Annotated in this window: 10 protein-coding genes; 7 read left to right on the top strand and 3 right to left on the bottom strand. The window is 44.9% G+C overall.

The window, feature by feature from the left end; all coding sequences use genetic code 11:
• Positions 1-34: 34 nt before the first annotated feature.
• A complete protein-coding gene (locus tag IKG78_RS00540) occupies positions 35-2155 on the bottom strand; it encodes a glycoside hydrolase family 9 protein (protein ID WP_290938046.1) in 2121 nt (706 codons plus the stop codon).
• Between the two features lie 496 nt (positions 2156-2651).
• On the opposite strand from IKG78_RS00540, the gene IKG78_RS00545 reads away from it, so the two are divergent.
• The 7 genes from IKG78_RS00545 (at position 2652) to IKG78_RS00575 (ending at position 20647) form a co-directional block, all read left to right on the top strand.
• The gene (locus tag IKG78_RS00545; RefSeq protein ID WP_290938047.1) at positions 2652-3593 is read left to right on the top strand and encodes an aldolase catalytic domain-containing protein; all 942 of its coding nucleotides are present in this window, start codon (positions 2652-2654) and stop codon (positions 3591-3593) included.
• Between the two features lie 303 nt (positions 3594-3896).
• Entirely contained in the window at positions 3897-5267 is a 1371-nt protein-coding gene (locus IKG78_RS00550; protein ID WP_290938049.1) for a porin family protein, read from the top strand.
• 13 nt (positions 5268-5280) lie between these two features.
• Entirely contained in the window at positions 5281-7710 is a 2430-nt protein-coding gene (locus tag IKG78_RS00555; protein ID WP_290938051.1) for a fibro-slime domain-containing protein, read from the top strand.
• Positions 7711-7897: 187 nt separating this feature from the next.
• Positions 7898-9790, top strand: a complete 1893-nt coding sequence (locus IKG78_RS00560) for an outer membrane beta-barrel protein (RefSeq protein ID WP_290938053.1) — start codon at positions 7898-7900, stop codon at positions 9788-9790.
• Between the two features lie 13 nt (positions 9791-9803).
• Complete coding sequence (locus IKG78_RS00565; protein WP_290938055.1) at positions 9804-14201, top strand: fibro-slime domain-containing protein; 4398 nt, start codon at positions 9804-9806, stop codon at positions 14199-14201.
• A gap of 266 nt (positions 14202-14467) precedes the next feature.
• A complete protein-coding gene (locus IKG78_RS00570; RefSeq protein ID WP_290938057.1) occupies positions 14468-17875 on the top strand; it encodes a fibro-slime domain-containing protein in 3408 nt (1135 codons plus the stop codon).
• Positions 17876-18019: 144 nt separating this feature from the next.
• Positions 18020-20647 (top strand): fibro-slime domain-containing protein, encoded by a 2628-nt coding sequence (locus tag IKG78_RS00575; protein ID WP_290938059.1) that lies wholly within the window; start codon positions 18020-18022, stop codon positions 20645-20647.
• A gap of 145 nt (positions 20648-20792) precedes the next feature.
• Here the strand turns inward: IKG78_RS00575 and IKG78_RS00580 are convergent, their stop codons facing one another.
• Both IKG78_RS00580 and IKG78_RS00585 read right to left on the bottom strand, forming a co-directional pair.
• Positions 20793-21626, bottom strand: a complete 834-nt coding sequence (locus tag IKG78_RS00580) for an aldo/keto reductase (protein ID WP_290938061.1) — start codon at positions 21624-21626, stop codon at positions 20793-20795.
• A gap of 170 nt (positions 21627-21796) precedes the next feature.
• Positions 21797-22351: a hypothetical protein gene (locus tag IKG78_RS00585; RefSeq protein ID WP_290938063.1), complete on the bottom strand. Its 555-nt coding sequence runs from the start codon at positions 22349-22351 to the stop codon at positions 21797-21799.
• Positions 22352-22396: the final 45 nt, after the last annotated feature.

Below are 22396 nucleotides of genomic sequence, written 5' to 3' on the forward strand. Positions count from 1 at the left end.
GGTTGCTTTTATTCCGGGGCCGGCTTATACGGCTTTACTTCACGATGAACTTGTTAGCGGAGAAGCCTTGGACTTGTACGAGATAAACTCCGCTCTTGAGCACGCTCACATTCATCGTTTCGTTCATGCCTTGCGTTTTCTTTTGCATTTGCACATTGCCCAGAACATCGACAATTCTGACGGACTTGCCGACAGACGTACGCGGCAAGTTGAGCGAAAGCGTTTTGCCCACAAGTGACATACCGAATTTGGCCGTAGCCAAAGTCTTCGGCAATGCAGAACGCGGCGGTTCAATCATCTTCGTCATTTCGTCATAGCGTTCCACAACAGCCATCAAGTACCACGTGCTATGCGGCAGCCACTGTTCGTCCCAGCGCCAAACCTGCCAGGCTTCCTTCTTTGCGTCAAAGCCTACAGCGGCAACACCATCGTCAGTCCAGGCAATTCCAGAACCATCTTGATTCTTGCCGCTGATACCGTTCGCAATGCCGCCTTCAAGCGTAGCATCGTAATTCGACTGGCCATCATACTTCTGCGGATTCTTGAGCCCTTTGCCATGCATCATGCATGTGGCATACGGATTCTTGCCCAAAATCCAGTCGAGCTGGTCAGTTGCATACTTCTGCACGCTATCGGCAACGTTTTGATTCAAAGAGCGAGCTGCATATACCGCAGCAGCAGAAAGGCTTGCGATACGGGCATCTTCACCCTGCCACCAATAATTACTTTCATTATCATGCGGAATGAAGAAACCGTCCTTTATCTTGTCCTGAGTCTTGTAAGTCTGGCGGGCATAACCGAACGGATTATCCACCTTGTTCGTAATAGAGACTAGCCAATTGAGATGAGCCTTGACAGCATCCATGACCTTACTAAAATGCGGATTATCGCAGGTAGCGCCTATTCTATCTACACAACCCCAATCAATAAGATCAAAATTAGGGTTCTTAGCATCCACGCTAATAGGCCCTTCGATTTCCGCATAGCGAACAAGTGCAATCAGCGGGAGACCCGCATCGCTAGCATGCCAGAACGGGCGTGTCTTTGCGTCGTCACTCCAGAAATAGCCATCCGGGCTCAAACGACCGATAAGGTGTTCTGCACGTTTACGAGCATCCGTCAAATAATCCTTTTTCTGAGTCGCTGCAAAAAGTTCCGTCGCGGCAAGGAGCGCCGTGTAATCGTCGATGATGTTTTCCTTGTGATCGTCACAATATTCGCAGTTGCCACCGATGCTCTGCTTTTTGGACAAATGTTCGTAACCCTTTTCAGCCGCATCCAAATACTTGTCACTTGTAAAATCGCCCTTCAGCTTAAGCCTTGCCGCGCTTGCAAGGCCTGCAATCGCCATGCCGCCACCTTCGCGGAACGCAGTCTGGTAGTCGGCGGATTTTTTACCATCGGAACCCGTGAACGCACAAATTTCACGTTTGCCCATAGGGCTACCCCAGTTATCGAACACGGTCATGTAGAAGTAGCCTTCTTCGGCAAGCATACGCACCAAGAAGTCCGCACCGTAAGCAGCCTCGTCTGCCGTTTTCGCCTTTGTCGATGTCGAAGAAAGCAACTTCGGGATGCGTTCCGAAGCAAACGCAAGCGACCAAACAGTCAACGGAATCTGCTGCGGATTCAAGTAGTTCGCATAAGAAAGGTGGCTCAAGTATTTGCTCACGTCGCCGCTCGCGTCGTACCAGCCGCCATGCACATCGACTTTTTTGCTGGAGTTATAAACGCCCATGCTCTTGTCCCAACCTTCTACGGTCGGATTATTTGCACGGTCATTGTAAAAATAGTCGAGCACAGTCGCAAGCGTATTCTTCGCCAAAGCGTTTTCGCCTACCGTAAATTCACTAGACTGTTGCGGTTGTCCGTTTTCGGAAACTTGCAACGTGTATTTGCCAGGAGCGACATCCTTCAGCTCAGCCACGTAGAACTTGCCATTGGAGAGCCAGTTGTCCGGATTCGATCCTGCCGAAAGCTTGCCCGTCTTGACAGCCGAACCGCCCGACATCAAACTGAAATCCGCACCATCTTTGAGATTATCGCTCTTGACGATCACAGAAATCGGCTGACCGACATCGTAACCTACCTGGTTGTAGAAAAACTTGGTTTCAGCAGAAACAGCGGACGCGCCCAAGAGAACGACCGTCGCCATGGGAAAAATCGGGGAAATAAACTTTGAAAATTGCATAACGTAAATATACAATCCTATGGAATCCTATAATAGTAAAATAAACTTTTAAAAAAGAATAGTGTTTAATAGCACTCTTTATTCTTCGCAGATATTACGTTAATTATTAAAATTAAGGGACAAATGGTTTTTCAAGTGTTCCGCACGAGGTACAGAGTCGTTCTCTAGAAAAGGCCAAAATATTCTAAAATAGGTTCTTCATTCAGCATTTTTCACTTTTTCTTCTTCATTTTTCATTTTACGCACCCATTATTTTAGCGAAAAATCGTCATTTTCGTCTAATCTACGCTAAAAATACGTTAAATAATTAAATTTTTCACAATTGTCAAAAATTTCTCTTGACCATTCAAAAACCAAAACCTATGTTTGCTGTGCGAAACAAAAACCTCAACCCACGACGATTGCATCAGCCGTCAGAAAAAACTTCTCTCGTCTCTCGTCTCTCGTCTCTCGTCTAACTATGTACTACGAAAGCATCAAAGTCCTTGACTGCACCATCCGCGACGGCGGCCTCGTCAACAAGCACGATTTCTCCTTGGAATTCGTCCGTCGTCTCTATACACTCCTTTCCGCAGCCGGCATCGACTACATGGAAATGGGTTACAAGAACTCTCCTGACCTTTTCGACCCCAAGGAATACGGCCCGTGGAAATTCTGCGACGACGATTTGCTCTGGAAAGTGAAAGACGGCATCGAATCCAAGATGAAGATGGCCGTGATGGCCGACGTGGGCCGCGTGAACATGGACGCCGTGAAACCGGCCTCTGAAAGCCCGTACCAAATGTTCCGCGTGGCAAGCTACGTGAAGAACATCGACAAGGGCATCAGCATGGTGAACGCATTCCACGACATGGGCTACGAAACGACGCTCAACATCATGGCCGTAAGCCGCGACCGCGGTCCGGAACTCGACGAAGCTCTCCACCAAGTGAACGAAGAATGCCATGCCGACATCCTTTACCTCGTCGATAGCTTTGGCGCCTTCTACCAAGAAGACATCGACAAGGAAATCACGCGTTACAGAAGCATCGTGAAGAACAAGAAGTTCGGTTTCCACGGACACAACAACCAGCAGCTCGCCTTCAGCAACACAATCCAGGCTATCATCGACCGTGTCGATTACCTCGACGGTTCCGTCTCCGGCATGGGCCGCGGTGCTGGCAACTGCACGACCGAACTCTTGCTCAGCTTCCTCAAGAATCCGAAATACGATTTGCGCCCAGTGCTCGACGCCATCCAGGAACTCTTCCTCCCGCTCAAGGAAAAGTACGAATGGGGCTACATCATCCCGCAGATGATTACGGGCATGCTCAACCGCCACCCGCAAGATGCGATTGCCGTCCGCAAGACCGAAGACAAGGACAAATACCGCAAATTCTACGAAAGAATGATTAACGACTAATCCAAAAGGCGAATCCAGCACGAAAGCTTGCTTTCGTATTGGTGAGCCGAAGGATTAGGGACTGCAAAGCAGTCCCCTAATTCACACTAATCATAATCGTTTTGGAACAGAACGTTCCGCTTGTCACCTCGGCACTCCATGCCGAGGCGGCTTTTTTATAGAGAAACCTTTGGACCTTTCCATAAGGCAATGCATTTTATTTGTTATAATTACCGTTAATAATAAATTTTTATTTACCATAATAAAAACTATAACAGGTTGGTTACATTGAAAAAAATTTTCTCCTACTCGTTAGCATTTCTATTGCTACTTCCAAGCCTGCTTTGCGCCAAAAGCGTTGCAGTATCGGAAACACAAGCTTCTAACGACTTGCTTTCATCGCCAGAACTCCAGTACCTGACAGACGTTCTTCGCGAAGAAGCCGTCCGAGCACTCCCCGCTAGCCAAGATTGGAACGTAATGAGCCGTGAAAACACCACCGGTTCTTACAGTGCAGACTTCAAAGTTCAAGCCCAGATTTCCAAATTCGGAAGTTCCTTGGTCATCAGCACAGAACTTTACGAATCTGCAAGCAATAGGCTTGTCGCAAGTTTCACAGGCAAAGGAGCCAACGTCGAAGACATTGAAAGGATCATCAAGGAACAATCTCCAGCGTTCTTCCAAAAAATTCTGGACCAGACGGCGAACAACACTGAAACTTCCGCAACTAGCGAAGCCAGTGCAATCGTTCCAACCCCAGTTTTAATGCCGCAAGAACAAACCGACAGTCTTCAAGGATCAACTGTCTCAGAAGCGGTAAGCGATTCCGCAGCACCAGGAACAGCCTCAGCAACAACTGGCACGACAGTGCAAGAACAAGTGGCCGCAGCTGATTCGCTCCAATCGAAACCCGTCGCCGCGCCGGATACAATCAAAGAAGCCTCCAAGGCAACACCTGAAATTAAAGACTCTTCCAAAGCCAAGCCAGAAGTCAAAGAAGAAAAAGTTGCAGAAACCAAGAACGAACAAAACAAGCCCAAACGCGTTTGGGGCGGCATCACGGCAGGCGTTACCTACAACGACTTCCTCGACACCAAGTTTGGCCTCGACCGCATTCCGCAAGGCGACGATTACAGCGTTACCGTCGAAGGGGCAGACAAGCTTTTAGACAATTACTGGGGAATCGGTTTTAGAGCCGGCTTCGGCTTCATGTTGATGTTCAACGACTTTTTCAATCTGCGCGGCGACTTGAACATCGCCCTCAGGCAAGGAACCGGAAAAGCCAACTCATCAGTGATTGTGTCTTGGGATGACGAAGATTACGACGACGAAAAGAACGATTTGAAATTGGAATACTCCACAACGCAGTTGAACATCGACATTCCTTTGCTCGCACGCGTTTCCATTCCGAACGCGCTTTACTTTGAAGCAGGTCCCATGTTCTCGTTCAACGTCTATGCAAAGAACAAAGTAACAATCAAGGATTACCATGGCACCAAGACCTACGAAGAAAAAGGCGGGTTGAAAGCATTCGAATTCGACATCGCGACAGGCCTTGGCGTTATGCGTCACATCGGCAAATCCATTCTCGATATCGACTTGCGACTTATAATCGGCATGACTCGAATCAGCGACAGCAAGGATTCTCCCAAAACATGGCAAGGACAGTTGAATATAACCTATTGGTTCTTGTAAGGAGGAATACAAAATGAAAAGTTTGAAAATTTTATTCGCAACGGCAATTGCATTAAGCGTCACAAATGCATGGGCAGACTTGAGAAAATCAGAAACAAGCTATGACGTTTGTTCGCCTAAAATCCACTTTAAACTCCCAGATAATTGGACCACAGCATACCTAATGCTAGCGGGCAGTGGCGTACCATTCCCCAAAGCGGATGCTGACGGATGGAGCACCATTGATTTGGGAACAACAAAAGCCATCGATGATAACTCTTTTTTCATCAACAGCCGCAACACGAACGCTTGTTATGACGGCACATGCTTTACAAAAAAAGGAGCAAACACAAACTCTCAAAATCCTCGTGTTGATGGATTTACCTGCAAGGACGTCCAAACGGATGGCGGCAATATTTGGATTATGGAACATCCCGATCCGAGGAAAGCCGGTCAAGTTTATGTAAAACAGGAAAAGCCGGTTGTACAAGACTTCTATGTACTTTTGCCGCAAAATAAAATGTGGATGAGTTCCACGCCATTGATTAACGAAAATGGCATAGATCATGAATTGTATGTGGATACAGATCGCTGCGGCTGGTATTTCAGGCGTTACGTCGATGAAGAATTGCCAAGTTCTGTGCTAATTCACATGGCTGATGACGAAAATCCGTACAAACATGCTGTTGGCATGGAAGGTGAAAATTCAAGCAACGCGACTCCGATTGCTTTAAGCGCAATGTTTTCAATTTTTGAGGCTGAACCCGATTACAAAGACGCTCTCTACTTTGTTGTAGATGAAAATATTGCAAGTGAACTTCCAGAAAATACCAAAGGTTGGTTTGCAACATACCCAGAAGTCGAAGGCTATTGCGGCCTTGAGTTAGCCGCTACGATCTACGATACCGACGCACAGTTGCATCCGTCGTTCTCTTGCTATTCAGGCGGTTATAGATCCCAAAGCGAAGGATGCCAAGCCACAAGCGGAACAGCCGCGCAAGGGGTCGATAGTGCAACAGCAATAACGGCAATTAACGCATGCATTGGCGTCACACAAGGCATTGTCGAATCGACATTACCAATGTCGAAAAAGCCCGTCCTTACTGTATTTGGAAAAAAATGCTTTATCAACAATAAATACTTCAATCAATTGTTCAGCTACACCGAAGGCGTCAACGAAAAAACATATTTTTACATGCCCTTCTACCGCTCAGCCAACGGCAAATGGGAATTTGATTCCGATTATTACACCAGTCCAGGCCTTGACATTCCCGTTCAGGGTGGTTTCTACCCTGCCGAAGGAAAAACAGACGCCATGGTTCTTGCGGTTGATCCGAAACAAAAACCAGTTCCTGCAGCACGCACAAAGCGAAATGCTGAAGGCCCTGTATTCTGGGGACCTTTACTTCGCGAATTAGATCCATCGGAACAAGTTCCTATCATCGACCTTTTCTGTAAAGGTCCTGGTTGGTCCAAAGGCTATGATTGCGAAGGGTCCTTTGCCGAAGGTGAAGAAACAACTGAGCGTATAAGTGAAACATTGAAACTTGGAACAGGAATGAGCGAAGCTTGCGTCTTCGGGTGGAGCTGCGATATTGATGGTTACGCACCTGAAGGTTGGCCCATGTTCGTACAAGGTTCAGAAACCGCATCAACCGGAAATTCATCATATTCTCACCGCTGGACGTCCTCCGAAGAAAACAGCAAAGGCAATGGAGGCCGCAACCAACACTTCTGTTTTGAATCCCATGCAAAGTTTGCATTCAAGAGAGGGCTGAAATTCAGCATTCGCGGCGATGACGACATTTGGGTATTCATCAACAATAAACTCGCAGTCGATCTCGGAGGAACACATCTCTCTACTCCGGGTTATGTCGATTTGGACTTTTTCATGAAAGACGCTAAAGTGGATTCGATTTACGATATCGACGTATTCTTCTGCGACCGTCGCACCACAATGAGCAACATGAGAATCAGCACAAACATTTACATGTATCAAGACGAAGAAATTACCGATTTGCCCACGAGTAGCTCTAGCTCAGCAAAAGCGACATCAAGCACCAGCACAAAGAGTTCCGACTCCAAAAATGCCAAGTCGAGTTCTAGCGTGAGCGGCTCTAAATCAAAATCCAGTTCCAGCACAACCAAAGATTCGAAATCAAGTGCTAGCAAGAACTCCAAATCAAGTTCCAGCAATAAAAATGCAAAGTCCAAGTCGTCTAGCTCTACTAAGTATTACGCAAAGCCTTCTTTCCACGTCGAAATGGTTGCCCCGTTCGAATTCGATATCGTCTTTGACGATGACACACCAAGTCTCGCCAAGCAATATGCCGTCATGGACATGAAAGGGCAAGTGCTTTTCACTGGAGAATTGAGCAGTGCAGATACTCGCGTGAAAGTCCCGACTTCCGGCTCGTATATCGTCAGTGTCGGCTACAACTATAGGCAAGTGAATGTGAAATAGTCATTGATCATTGGTTATTAGTTATTTGTCTGTAGTAATTGTCACCTCGGCCTTGTGCCGAGGTTATTTTTTTGTTTACTATATTTATCATAATCATAGCACAAATAGGATGGTTACAGTGAATAAATTTTATGCAACCGCATTAGCATTCCTACTACTCTGCCCCTGTTTCCTATCGGCCAAATACATGGCTGTTTTAGAAACGCTCGCCCCAAAAGATTTACTGACAACGCAAGAGCGTCTCTACTTGACGGATATTCTGAGAGGGCAAGCGGTAAACATTCTTCCGGCAGAACAAAACTGGACCATCATGACTCGTGAAAACATCAACATCATGTTGCCGCCCGGAAAAAAGATTGAAGACTGTGAAGGAAGTTGCCTTGCAGAAACGGGAAAAAATATTGCCGCGGATTACGTGGCTCAAGCTCGAATTTCACAATTTGGAAAATCCTTGGCAATTAGTGCTGAACTTTACGAAACCGCAAGCAGCAAGCTTGTCGCCAGTTTTGTGGGTAAAGGGGAAACGGTTGATGATGTTGAAAAGATAATCAAGGAACAATCCCCGACCTTCTTCAAAAAAGTACGCGAAAATTCTTGGGGCGGATTTGACTATGTCAACACAAATAACTCATTTTCATTTCAATCCGCTAAAAAAATCATCTTAAACATCGCTACCATTCCTGAAGGAGCGATTCCTTCCATTGACGGCAAAGCGATTCCTCAATGCACAAGCACGCCCTGCAAAATCCAAATTGAAGCCGGCGAACACAGGCTCGTTGTTTCAAAGGATCAATTCGAGGATTTGGACACGCTGATAAACGTTGTTGAAAACGATCAAACCATAAATTTAACACTATCTTCCAATTTGGGCTCTTTGTACATAATTCCACAATTTCCCGATGAATTTAGAAAATACCCCATGGCAATTTTCATTGATGGAAAAAACGCTTTTTTGGGTCAAAACGAATTGATTCCAGGGCCACATGCCGTTCGCATAGAACATGCTTGTTTCGATCCTGTTGAATTCAATACCATTATCCAAAAGCAAGAAATTAAAACGATGTCAGATTCTTTAATCCGGGGACTTAGCGGGCTAGAACTGGAGGTGACGAAAAATAACGTTCCTCAAGCCGTTCCTGTTTTCGTCGATGGAGTCCAAGTCGGGACGACTCCTTTTGCAAGTGAAGTACCTTTGTGTGCGAGAATTGAAATTGAATACGACCATGAGCGTAAAGAAATTCCGGTTGATTTTAAATGGCATCAAGTCACCAAGAAAACTTATAGCATTGAAGAAAAAACAGTGGTCGAAGCCCCAAAGACAACGCAAAAAGTAGATGAAACGCCAAAAGATGAAACAACGCAAAAAGTAAATGTTACAGACGTTGAACAAGATTTCAAAAAAGAAGCAGACGAAACCGGCCCCAAAAAGTTTTGGGGAGGTCTTGTGGCAGGTGTTTTCTATAATGATTTTCACAGCACAAAGTTCGGCTTGAACAGCATTCCGCAAAACCCAAGCTATAGTTTATCCGTCCAAGATGCCGACAAGCTTCTCGATAATTTCTGGGGAATCGGTTTTAAAGTTGGCTTTGGAAGCTTGTTTGTGCAGAATTCTTATTTTAGCGTACGCAACGACATAGGCATTGCTTACAGACAAGGAACAGGAAATGCGAATACGTCCTTTATCATGTCTTGGGAAGATGGCAATCGTGCTGCTGAAAAATCGGATTTGCAAATAGAATACACCATCAAACAGCTGAACATTGATATTCCTTTACTCGCTCGTGTTTCTATTCCAAGCGCACTTTATTTTGAAGTTGGCCCGATGTTCTCTTTCAACGTTTATTCAAAGAATAAATCAGTTATAACGGATATATACGGCAGCGAAACTTACGAAAGTGACGGCGAGTTGAATGCTTTTGAATTTGACATTGCGACGGGAATTGGTATTTCTCGCAACTTGGAAAAATCGATTCTCGATATTGACTTGCGATTTGTGATAGGCTTGACACGAATCAGCGATAGCAAGGATTCTCCCAAAACATGGCAAGGACAGTTGAATATAACCTATTGGTTCTTGTAAGGAGGAATACAAAATGAAAAGTTTGAAGATTTTATTCGCAACGGCAATTGCATTAAGCGTCACAAATGCATGGGCGAATTTGCAAACATCAACAATGAGCAATAGCTATTGTTCACCAAAAATCCATTTTAAACTCCCGGATGGCTGGACTAATGCTTATTTGATGATTGGTGGTTCTGGCGTTCCCTTCCCAGCACCTAAGTTAGCGGATAATGGTTGGACCATGCTTGATCTCGGAGTCACCAAAACTAACAACAGTGATGTGTTCTACATCAATGGTGTTAACAAAAATGATTGCAATGATGGCTTTTGCGTTACAAGAAATGGTGTTAATTTAAATAGCGCACAAGTCGGTAGCTCCCAAACCCAAGGTTGGAGATGTAGTGATATTGGGTCCAATGGCGAAATCTGGATTCAGGAGCACCCGGATCCCAAGAAAGAAGGCCAAATCTATTATACCACATCAAAACCGGATGTCAAGGACTTCTATGTATTCTTGCCGGATAACACGACGTGGATAAGTTCTACGCCAATACTCCAAGAAGACGGCGTTGACCATGAAATGTACGTCGATAATGAACATTGCGGATGGTATTATAGGCGCTATATTCTCGATGGAAAAATTGACAAATCTCTGCCATCGAGCGTGATTCTTTATAGAGAAGATGACCCAGAAAAAAATGGCGCTATCGGTATGGGTGGTGAAAAAGCCTTGAATGAAGATCAAGCCGCTGAACCAATTGCGTTGGCCGATTTCTTCGCACTTTTTGAAGCGGATCCGAATTATGCTGATGCAGTGTATTTTTTGGCTGACGAAGAGCAAGCGGATGCGCTTGGTGGTGACACTTATGGCTGGTTTGCAACACGACCGAGTGGTGTCGTTGGAAACTGCCAGTATAATCTTGCTGCTGTTATTTACGATACCGATGCTCAGTTGCATCCGTTGTTCTCTTGCTATGCAGATGGCGCTAAGGAGGGCAGTGATGGTTGCCAAAAGAGTGCAGCTTCTCAATCAGCTATTTATAGTTGTATCGGCGTCCATCAAGGGCTTGTGGAATCGACGCTTTCTGTTGAAAATGGCAAGAAGAAAATGAAACTTACCTCTGCTGGTAAAAAGTGTTTCTTGGATCAAGGTACGTTTGACCAGATGTTCAACATAACTAAGGGCGTGAACGAAGCGTCCTGCTTTGATGTGACGTTCACCCGTGCTAAAGACGGCAAGTGGGAATTCGATTCTGATTACTTTGTAAGCCCCGGTCTTAAAACACCAGTTCAAGGAGGGTTCTTCCCGGTAGAAGCAACAACAGATGCTGATATTCTTATGGCTGAACCTTCTCAGACTCTGGCACCTTTGGCTCGAACAAAGCGCCCTGCTGAAGGTCCGATCTACTATGGCCCGCTTCTCCGTGCTAATGACCCGACGGAACAGGTTCCGAAGATTGACGTTTACTGCAATGGCCCGGGTTGGTCTAAAGGTTATGATTGCGAAGGCCTCTTTGCCGATGGCGATGGTACGACTGCACGTATCAATAGCGATTTGAAGCTTGGAACTGCACAAGGCGATGCTTGCGTCCTTGGTTGGAGCTGTGATAACAAGTCCAATGCCCCTACAGATTGGCCGTTCTATGCGTATGGTAGTGAGACGAAGGGGACAGAGACTGGACGTTGGCAGTCCAAGGAAGGCAGTACCGGAAATGGTGGCCGTAACCAGCACTTCTGCTTTGAATCCCACGCTAATTTCCGTTACAAGCCGAACCTGAAGTTCAGCTTCCGTGGCGACGACGACATTTGGGTCTTTATCGACAACAAGCTCGCTGTGGATCTTGGCGGTACTCACCTTGCCGCTCCGGGCTATGTGGATGTGGACAAATTCTTGTTCAAGGGTGATAAAACTGCTATTGATTCATCGAGAGGCAAGTCTTTCGACATCGATATCTATTTCTGTGACCGCCGTACCACGGTGAGTGACATCCGTATCAAAACGAACATGTTCCTTGAACAGACGATCGCCGGGATTATAATCGAAGAACTGCAAATTCTAGAAGACTATATTACTGATGACAAGCACTTCAAGATTTGTTACAAGAAGTCTGGTAATGGTTCGTGTGCTGCAGCTATGGGTGGTTATGTTGGAAATCCTGTATGTGGTGCTGAAATTACGGACAAAATTTCATACATCCTAAGTAATGACAAAACCGCTCAAGATCCAACCAAGACTATCGTAAGTGAAGATGCGTTTACTGCAAATCCTAAACAATTTTGTAACGGTAGAGCTTGCGGAATTGACGTTACTAAGCCATACGCTCCAATTATCAATGAAAAACAGTTAGAAAGTTACCTATCACCAGGCAAATATTATCTTGTCGTTAAAATTGGTGGCGATACGAGGGCTATTGAATTTAATATCAAGGGCAATGTTGGTATTGCCAACCGCGAAGCGGTCGTTGTTGATGCTGCAGGAAATCGAGGTCTCCCCTATCCGTTCAAATCTCAAGCGATGGCTTCAACCACGAATAGCGATGGTTCTCCAAACATCGCCCAAATGGTTCCGCTTTATGTAGCCAACATTTCTGATCCGTGCTCATCAACAAATTGCTCCAACCCTCTTGAAATGCGGTCTGCCGCAAATGTTTCGTATAGCTTGCAGGTTTCGAGCAGCAAGGTGGTGTTCTATAAGATGAAGAACGGCAAGCTTACGTCGTTTGATCCCAAAGTCAACTCCACAGTTAACACCTCTGGCATCGATACTATTTATGCAACAATCCCACTTGACGACATGGAAACTGCTGTAGAAAAGGTTTCTGTCAATGTGAAGGGCAGTTCGTATAAGGCCGAAATCTCGTTCTTTGTGCCGAGACTTGTATTTGTGGATTCTGATTCCACATACAAGGTTGTTTCGCAAGATTACGATACGGAGATGCGTATGAAGGGCTCCTCTTATCCCTTCTACCTTGTCGCTGTTAAAGGTGATGATTCTCCGTGTGAAGAACTCTGCAATTTCTCGATTTCTAAGGGGGCCAAAACATCTTCGGGCGTAAACATCGTCGCTGGAAGCCAGGTTGTGAATGGTCGTGCAACGCTCATCATTCAATCTCAAAAGGCCTATGAAAAGAACGCTGATGGTAGCGGCACAGCAACGCTTCATATTGTGGGGCCGAATGCAAATCTTATGCAGGCAACCTACACAAATCTCCAATTCCTTGAACCGCCGGTCCCGACTCCGCTGTTCGCAGACATCTTCGATGTCCACGGTGTAAAGAGCGCAAGCGATTTAAATATCCCGACTCCGTATTTCAGCAAGGATCAGGAATATCTCGATGGCATCGGCGACTCGCTAGTCGTTTATTACACCCGAAATTTCATTAAAGATTCGCTCCCTGAAAAAATTGCAGTCTTCTGGGATAGCGATAAAGATTCCGTAGTCTTCGAAAAATCTGAAATCAAGAAGGGAGCTGTTTGCGGTGATAAAGCCGGTTTGCCTGATTCGCTTTGCTTGGGTCGAATTTCTCTTAGCGGCAAGAAACTTTCGAAAAAAGTGAAAACTTCCGGAATGGGAAAACTTACATCTTGGGCACTCTATACGGCTCGCGGAGTACCTATTATGAACTTTTATATGTGCAGTATTTATGACCGTATCGCTCCAATTATTCTCTCTGCAAACGCTTTTACCGATAAGTCAACTAGCAATATTGCTCAATTGCAGGTTACATTCTCTGAAAAGGTTGAAAAGACGACTGTTGGCGCAAAACAGGGCGATAAAGTGTTCTCCTTCTACATCAATGCTGGCAAGAACCCTCATTTTGAAGAATCGATTTCACTTGCTCCTAGTGTTGCTTATGGCAACAAGTTTGATTCGGTGCATACTTTCATATACAGCCAAAAATCAACATTCCCGCAGGTAGGGGATTACATCAACTTCAGAAACGTCAATGGCACAGGACTTGTCAGCGACCAGTCTGACTATGCGTCGGCATATGCAGATACCGCTCGTCCATCAAATGACATTACCAAACAATGGAATATTGCTCTTGGCTATAACGCGAAAACCCATCTTCCATCTCCTTGGGTTCTAATTACAAAAGGCAGCTCCGCATCTCAAAGTTCTAAATCCAGCTCCAGCAGCAAGAATTCCAAATCGAGTTCCAGTGGTAAAATTGCATCGTCTAGTTCCAGCAGTATAGATTATGCAAAGCCTTCTTTCCGAGTCAAGATGATATCGCCGTTTGAATTCGACATTGTCTTGGATGATGATTTGCCAAGTCTTGCGAAACAATATGCAGTCATGGACATGAAGGGGCAAGTTCTTTCTGTCGGGGAATTGAGCAATACAGAAACGCGTGTCAAGGTTTCGACGCCGGGTTCATACGTTGTTCGCGTTGGACTTGGCTATAGACAAGTAAATGTGAAGTAGTTTGTGGTTTTTATTTCTGCGATTAAATAAATTGAAGAACGACGTCATGGCGGACCTGATCCGCCATCTGTTGTAGCCAAGTTTCCGGCTCGGAGGCCGGAATGACGTGCAAGGCGATTATTGCAAAAATCCCGCTTCGGCGGGATTTTTCTATATGATACAATATGTTGCATATAAAAGCAAAAAAAAATTTAATTTTTCTATTGTAAATTTGTTTTAATTTATATAGTTTTCTATCAGAATTAATGTTATAACAAGGAGGAAACATGAATTCTATTAAGGCAGCAATTGCCGTTTCTATTGCTATATGCACTTCAACGTCATGGGCAAACTTGAAGAACTCACAAACGGGAAATGACGTTTGTTCGCCCAAAATCCACTTTAAACTCCCTAAAGGTTGGTCAAATGCCTATTTGGTGCTCGGCGAGACTGCTGTAGCGTTCCCTAAAGCCAAGCTGGCTGACAACGGCTGGACAATGATTGATCTCGGGAGCACAAAGACCAACGACGATTCCTATTTCTACATAAACGCTGTTGACAAGAACAATTGTAATGACGGTATGTGCGTTACAAGGAACGGCGTAAATGTAAGGTCGAATAACGCTCGAATCGAAGGCTTTACTTGCAAAGATGTCGGAGCGGGTGGTGAAATATGGATTCAGGAACATCCGGATTCGCAAAAAGAGGGTCTCGTTTATGTGACGAAATCTGAGCCAAATGTCAAGGATTTCTACGTATTCTTGCCAAGCAACAAGACTTGGTCGAGTTCTACCCCCATGATTAACGAAGATGGCAAAAGTCGGGCTTTGGAAATCGATCCTGCTCATTGCGGTTGGTTTTTCAGGCGTTATATCGACGAAAAGCTCCCGACAAGTGTAGTTATCTATAGGGACGATGATGTTGAAATGAATGCCGCCATTGGCATGGGAGGCGAAAGGGCTTTGAATGAAGATCTTGCCGCCGAACCAATCTCGTTGAATGGCTTGTTTGAGCTTTTCCAGCAGGATCCGAGCTATGCTGATGCAGTGTATTTTGTGGCAGACCATGAGCAAGCAGATATGCTACCAAGCGATAATTATGGTTGGTTTGCAACGAGACCGAGTGGCGCCGTTGGAAATTGCTCGTACTCTCTTGCTACTGAAATTTACGATACCGATGCACAGTTGCATCCGTCATTCTCATGCTGGAGTGAAAGTGGTGAAGGTTGTCAAGCCGCAAGCGGAACTGCCGCGCAAGGGGTCGATAAAGAAACCGCCCTTAACGCCATTAAAGAATGCATGGGCGTCACCACGGGAATTGTCGAATCAACGCTTGACGCAAAAACTAAAAAGCCGAAGCTTACGACTGCGGGCAAAAAATGCTTTATAGACGAAAAATACTTTAACCAGCTGTTCAGCTACACCGAAGGCGTGAACGAAACCAGCTGCTTCGACATGCCATTTTACCGTTCAAAAGACGGTAAGTGGGAATTCGATTCCGATTACTTTGTCAGCCCCGGCGTCAAAACTCCTGTTCAAGGCGGTTTCTATCCTGCAGAAGCAACGACAGACGCTATTATCAAAGCGGCTGACCAAAACCAAACCCCAGCTCCTCTCGCACGAACCAAACATAATGCAGAAGGCCCGGTATTCTGGGGACCCGAACTTCGTAAATTCGATAAGACCGAGAATGTTCCTACAATTGATCTTTTCTGTAATGGACCCGGTTGGTCCAAGGGCTTTGATTGCGAAGGACTCTTTGCCGATGGAGAAGAAACAGAAACTTATGTGAAAGCAAATCTAAAACTTAATGCGCAAGCCTGTGTGTTTGGCTGGAGTTGTGATGTAAAGAGCAGTGCTCCAGAGGAGTGGCCGTTCTATGCCATGCAATCCGAAACTTCGGGTGAGGAAACGCAACGTTGGATTTCCAATGTTAATGATACGAAAGGAAACAAAGGCCGCAACCTGCATTTCTGCTCGGCATCTCATTCCAATTTCCGCTACAAGAAGGGACTGAAGTTCAATTTCCGCGGCAGTGATGATTTGTGGGTATTTATTGACAATAAACTTGCAGTAGATCTTGGCGGAACTCATCTTCCGGCACCGGGCTATGTAGATGTAGATCAATTCTTTAAGAAAAACGGATTAACTCCTGATGTCGGCAAGTCCATTGATATCGACATTTTCTCATGCAATCGTCGGTCTATGTCAAACAGCCTCCGCATCAAAACGAACATGTTTATCGAACAAACTTCCGGCATTACGGCTGAAGGTAAGCAAAATGTTGAAGACTATATGAAGACTGGAAACAATCATTACAAGTTCTGCTATAAAAAATCCGGTAATGGTCCATGTACAACCGAAATTCGTTGCGGAGAAGAGATTACCGAAAAAATTTCATACATCCTAAGTAGAGACAAAACCGGTCAAGATCCAGCCAAGGCTCTTGTCAGTGAAGCTGATTTTACTACGAATCCTAAACAATTCTGTAATGGCGGCATTTGCGGAATTGATGTTTCTAATCCGACCTCTCCAATTATCAATGATGAACAGTTAAGAAACTACATATCAGCAGGTAAGTATTACCTTATCGTCAAGATTGGTGGAGATTCAAAGGCTATTGAAATTAACATTAAAGGCACTATTAGTATAGCAAATCGCGAAGCTTTCATTGTGGATGAAAATGGGAATCGCGGTCCCAAGCTCTCGTTCAAATCTCAAGCGATGGCCTCAATTCCGAAGGAAGATGGCTCCCCAGACATCGCACAGATGATTCCGCTCTACATCGCAAGCATTATTGACCCATGCGTAACAACAAATTGCACTGAGCCACTCGAAATACAATCTACACCATCTGCAGCAAATACTCCGTATACTTTGCAAGTCAGCAACAAGAAGGCTCTATTCTACAAGATGAAGGACAATAAGCTTGTTTCCTTTAAACCTGATGCAGGAACCACAATTGGCGAATCTGGCGTTGACACCATCTACGTGACAATCCCGTTTGACGATATGGAAGCTAATGAAGAACGCATTTCTATCAATGTGAGTGGTAGTTCTCGCAAGGCCGAGATTACGTTCTTTGTGCCGAGATTAGCGTTCGTAGATTCCAGATCTACATATAACGTCTTGTCCGGAGACAAAGATTCTGATAAACCTCGTATTAAAGGTGGCATTTACGCACTCTTCTTAGTTGCAATCCGAGGAGACGACACTCCATGCACCGAATGCAACTTCCCGCTATTTAAAGGTTCCAAGACTTCTGCCGGTTTGGATATTGTTGAACAAAGCTATGTGATAAATGGTCGTGCATTGGTTGCAGTCCAATCTTCAAAGGTCTATGAAAAAGGAAACAATGGTGTAGCATCGCTCCAAGTGGCTGGTCCTAGTCCTGCTCTTATTCAAGCCACGTATGGAAATATGCAGTTCGCAGAGCCGCCGGCTTCGATTCCGCAATCAGACAAGTTCATTAACAATCCTGCATTCGGCGTTAAAGTTGTCGCCCCGCTGGAAATTTCCATTACCACCAATAAGTTCATCAAGGATGCAATACAGGAATTCACGATTATGGACATGAAAGGCCAAGTCGTTTCTGACGGAACTTTAAACAGCAGCTCGACTCGCGTCAAGGTACCGACCAAAGGCTCGTACATTGTCAAAGTCGGAACAGATCATAAGCGAGTAAATGTGAAGTAGATGATAGAATTTAAAATTTAGCGCAATCCCAGCTCCAAAGAGCTGGGATTTTCTTTATGAAATTTGTAAAAAAAGTTTAAATAAAATTGTCTTTTGTTAATTTATTTTAGTATATTACAAAATAGAGCTATAGGAGGAGTGTGTATGAATTCTTTCAAGACCTTAATGATGTCAATTGCTGCATGCACCGCATTGAGTGCGTCATTTGCATGGGCTGACCTGAAAAAATCCGAAACGGGGAATGAAGTTTGTTCGCCGAAAATCCATTTTAAAATCCCTGATGGTTGGGCAAATGCTTACTTGATGGTTGCTGAAACCGCCATTGCATTCCCCAATCCGAAACTTTCTGATAACGGCTGGACTGTTATTGATTTGGGCAAAACCAAAACAAATGACGACATCTATTTCTACATCAACGGTGTTGATAAAAACGACTGCACCAGCGGCAAGTGCGTTACAAGAAATGGAGTCAATGTAAGGCCGAATAACGCAAGAATAGAGGGCTTTTCTTGCAAGGATGTCGGAGCGGATGGCGAAATTTGGATTCAGGAACACCCGAATCTCCAAAAAGAAGGTCAGGTTTACGTAACGACGCAAAAACCGAACATCAAAGAGTTTTTCGTTTTTTTACCTGATAACGCAATGTGGCTTGCAAGCACACCCATCATTGAAGAAAATGGCAAATCTCATGAAATGGAAATGGATGCCGATCACTGTGGTTGGTACGTTCGTCGTTATATCGATGAGCCGGTTCCCGACAGTGTAATCATCTACAGCAAAAACGATCCTAATAAAAAAAGAGCGATTGGCATGGGCGGCGAAAAAGCTTTAAACGAAGGCAAAGCGGCGGAACCGATTGTGTTGGCCGACTTATTTGAACTTTTCGAAACTGCCCCTGATTATAGCGATGCTGTTTATTTCTTGGCTGACGAAATTCAAGCAGAAGCCCTTGGCAGTGACACTTATGGTTGGTCTGCTTCGCAACCGGCTGGTGCTGTAGGCAATTGTTCATTCATTACGGCTTTCATCATTTACGATACCGATGCCAATTTGCATCCATCGTTCTCTTGCTGGAGTGAAAGTGGCGAAGGTTGCCAAGCAGCAAACGGAACGGCTGCACAAGGCGTCGATAAAGCAACCGCCCTTAAAGCCATCAATGATTGCATGGGCGTTACCACAGGCATTGTCGAATCGACGCTCGACAAAACGACCAAAAAGCCGAAACTCTCAGCGGCGGGTAAAAAATGCTTTATTGACGAAAAATACTTTAATCAGCTATTCAATTACACCGAAGGTGTCAATGAAATGAGCTGCTATGACATGAGCTTTACTCGAACAAACAACGGAAAATGGGAATTCGACTCCGACAATATTACAAGCTACGGCCTCAAAACGCTTGTTCGAGGCGGTTTCTATCCTGTAGAAGCGACAACAGACAGAGATCTTCGTTATGCGAACTCTCTACAAAAAGCGCTGCCAGCCGCACGTACAAAACGGACTGCTGAAGGTCCTGTATATTGGGGGCCGGAACTCCGCAAAAAAGACTTGACAGAACAAGTTCCTGTAATCGACCTTATCTGCAATGGTCCGGGCTGGGATAAAGGTTATAGCTGCAATGGGTTATTTGCCGATGGCGAAAGTACAGAATCTTTTGTGAAGGAAAAGCTAAATCTCGACCAGCAAGCTTGCGTATTTGGCTGGAGCTGCGACGACGAAGGCTCCGCTCCTGAAGGCTGGTCAGTTTATGCTATCGGCACCGAAACAAAAGCTGCACAAGGTGCAAACGCGACACACCGCTGGACATCTGAAGTCGGAAAAGAGGGTAACGGAGGCAGAAACCAGCATTTCTGCGCAGAAACACATGCTACATTCCGCTTCAATAAAGGGCTGAATTTCAGCATCAGCGGTAACGATGATATTTGGGTATTTATTGACAACAAACTCGCTATAGATATCGGTGGCACTCATTTGACAGCTCCGGGTTATGTCGATTTGGACAAATTTATGCCAAACGCCATTGTAGATTCGCTTTACGATATCGACATTTTCACCTGTGACCGCCGCACGACATCGAGCAATTTGAGCATCAAGACGAATATAGTTCTTGCAAATATAGGAGATATTCTTGAGTCTCTAGTAGATTCTAAAATTACCGATTCTTTAGCAATGAATAAAAATTATCGTATCAGTTACGGAGGATCTTTACCTTGCATGGCATCTCCTAGAGACGCAAAGATTGTTGAATACAAAACACCGACGTGCTGTTCAACTATTACAGAAGATATCAAATACATGTTGTCTAAAGACAAAACAGGAAAAGACCCTGCCCAAATAATTATCAGCGAAGCGGATTTCGAGGCAAATCCAATTCAATTCAATGGTGGCATTAATGTTTCTGATAGAATCGGTCCTATTATTAACGATAGTATTTTAGCAACATGTTTAAGAGTCGGAACATATTACCTTATCGTTGATATTGGTGGTGAAAAAAAGGCTATTGAAATAGACCTCGCCAAGACGATGGATGTCGCAAATCGTAGAATCGCACTCGATGCACCGTTGTTCAATGTTATGAAAACGGGAATGCTTGAATTTGCGATTGTGACAAGCGAGCCGAACAACGCCGACCATTACGCCGTTATGGACATGAAGGGGCAAGTTCTTTCCGCCGGAATGTTGAATAGCGGAGAAACGCGAGTCAAAGTGCCAACCGCAGGTTCTTATATCGTCAAAGTTGGGGCGAACTATAAGCGTGTGAATGTTGGTCAATAACAATTAGTTGTTGGTCAATAGTTATTAGTTATTGGTTACGAGCTGTTTATCATTGGGCGTTTTTCGTCTGATCATAAACAGCTTCGCTAAATTAAAAGACCCTCGCGTTCATACGCGAGGGTTTTTAGCAGAAACAAAGTGAAAATTACAGTCCGCCGATTTCGAGGAGTGTCGCCATATCGCTCGAATTGATTTCGAAATCGAGCTGGGCATTTTGACGGATTCGATTCTCGTGCGTGGATTTCGGAAGCGGTAACAAACCCAATTGCAAAACAAAGCGACTTGCAAGTTGCGGTACTGTTACATCGTATTTTGCTGCCATTGTACAGATTTCAGGCACATGCATCAGACGGCCAGTCGCATTTGGCGAGTAAGCTTCCACTAAAATGCCGTTCTGTTCGCAAAAGTCAATCACATCCGTCGGTACATGGCCGATGTGTACGCGAACCTGGTTTACCGCAGGGATGATCCGCCCCTCGGCAAGGATGTTGTTGAGGTCGTCTATCTCAAAGTTCGATACGCCAATGGCACGGATTTTGCCCGCTTCGTAGGCCTCTTCGAGAGCTTTCCAGACTTCGATGTTTTCCTTGAAATAGCGGTTTCCGGAAGTCGAACCCATCTCGGCCCATGGACGCGGTGCATGAATGAGCATCATATCGATATGGAAAGCGTCCAAGCGGTCCATGGATTCCTGGATGCAGCGAACAGCATCGGTGTAGTTCTTGACTTCGGCAGGAATTTTCGACGTAATGAAAATGCTTTCGCGGTGGATTCCGGTTTTCTTTAAAGCAGCCTTGATTCCAGCGCCGACTCCCGATTCATTCTCGTAAGCGATTGCAGTATCAATGTGACGATATCCGGCTTCAATAGCAGCCGCTACCGCAGTTTCCGCCACATCATTTGGCGTTTGCCAAGTCCCCAATGCGATTTTTGGAATTCGCTGACCATTATTCAGCTTGTAAAATTCATCTAACACCATAAATCCTACCTCTTGTTCTACTAAAGTAATATAAACTGATTCGCCGAAAAAACTCTTATATTTTTTTCTGAAATAGACCACATTGGAATATTTACTGGTGTGAAAATAAGGAAGGTTATAGGTTTTAGGTATTAGGAAAAAATTTAATGCCGTTTACATGGCAACTACATTCATGGTTCGTATGCAATATCAAAAAATGTAGTGCCGTTAAACGTCAAATACTTCGCCCCGACAAATTCCGCAGGGATGTCAATCTCGTAATTTGCGTAACACATACATTTTCTACGAGGTTTTTCCATAATCAGAGTGTCGTTTTTTCCAAGCGATTCATTATATTTAACAATAGTATCTGGCGGAAATTCTTCGTATTCTATGGACACCCTTAACGTATCCTCTCGCTTGTCCAACGAAATATTAGACACCTCGCCTGTCTCTGGACAGATGGACTCCAGCCGCTCTTTCAATACAGCAGAACCATTTTCGTTCATTACAAAATGAATCGTATCACCAAAAAAGTCGGTTTTCATCAAAGCATCTATGCTGCACGATCCCTCGCTAGCCACAAACGAGCAGGAATCCAACTTGGCGTAGGTCGCATTTTCCGCAGGCGTTTTACCGGAATTATTTACTGGAGTGCTACCGGCATCAGAATCCTCGGAACAAGCCGAAAACATGCAAACACTAGTGGCGATAGCGACTAAAACGGACAGAATTTTTGTTTGCATAATAAACTCCATGATTTGCGATTATGTGAAACAACTATACAATCC

This window comes from Fibrobacter sp., assembly GCF_017545445.1.
In the GTDB taxonomy this organism is placed as follows: domain Bacteria; phylum Fibrobacterota; class Fibrobacteria; order Fibrobacterales; family Fibrobacteraceae; genus Fibrobacter.

Bases quoted from the DNA above. Each gene is read 5' to 3' on its own strand.
- IKG78_RS00540 (WP_290938046.1), bottom strand. From the start codon at position 2,155: ATGGCGACGGTCGTTCTCTTGGGCGCGTCCGCTGTTTCTGCTGAAACC.
- IKG78_RS00545 (WP_290938047.1), top strand. From the start codon at position 2,652: ATGTACTACGAAAGCATCAAAGTCCTTGACTGCACCATCCGCGACGGC.
- IKG78_RS00555 (WP_290938051.1), top strand. From the start codon at position 5,281: ATGAAAAGTTTGAAAATTTTATTCGCAACGGCAATTGCATTAAGCGTC.
- IKG78_RS00560 (WP_290938053.1), top strand. From the start codon at position 7,898: ATGGCTGTTTTAGAAACGCTCGCCCCAAAAGATTTACTGACAACGCAA.
- IKG78_RS00565 (WP_290938055.1), top strand. From the start codon at position 9,804: ATGAAAAGTTTGAAGATTTTATTCGCAACGGCAATTGCATTAAGCGTC.
- IKG78_RS00570 (WP_290938057.1), top strand. From the start codon at position 14,468: ATGAATTCTATTAAGGCAGCAATTGCCGTTTCTATTGCTATATGCACT.
- IKG78_RS00575 (WP_290938059.1), top strand. From the start codon at position 18,020: ATGAATTCTTTCAAGACCTTAATGATGTCAATTGCTGCATGCACCGCA.
- IKG78_RS00580 (WP_290938061.1), bottom strand. From the start codon at position 21,626: ATGGTGTTAGATGAATTTTACAAGCTGAATAATGGTCAGCGAATTCCA.
- IKG78_RS00585 (WP_290938063.1), bottom strand. From the start codon at position 22,351: ATGCAAACAAAAATTCTGTCCGTTTTAGTCGCTATCGCCACTAGTGTT.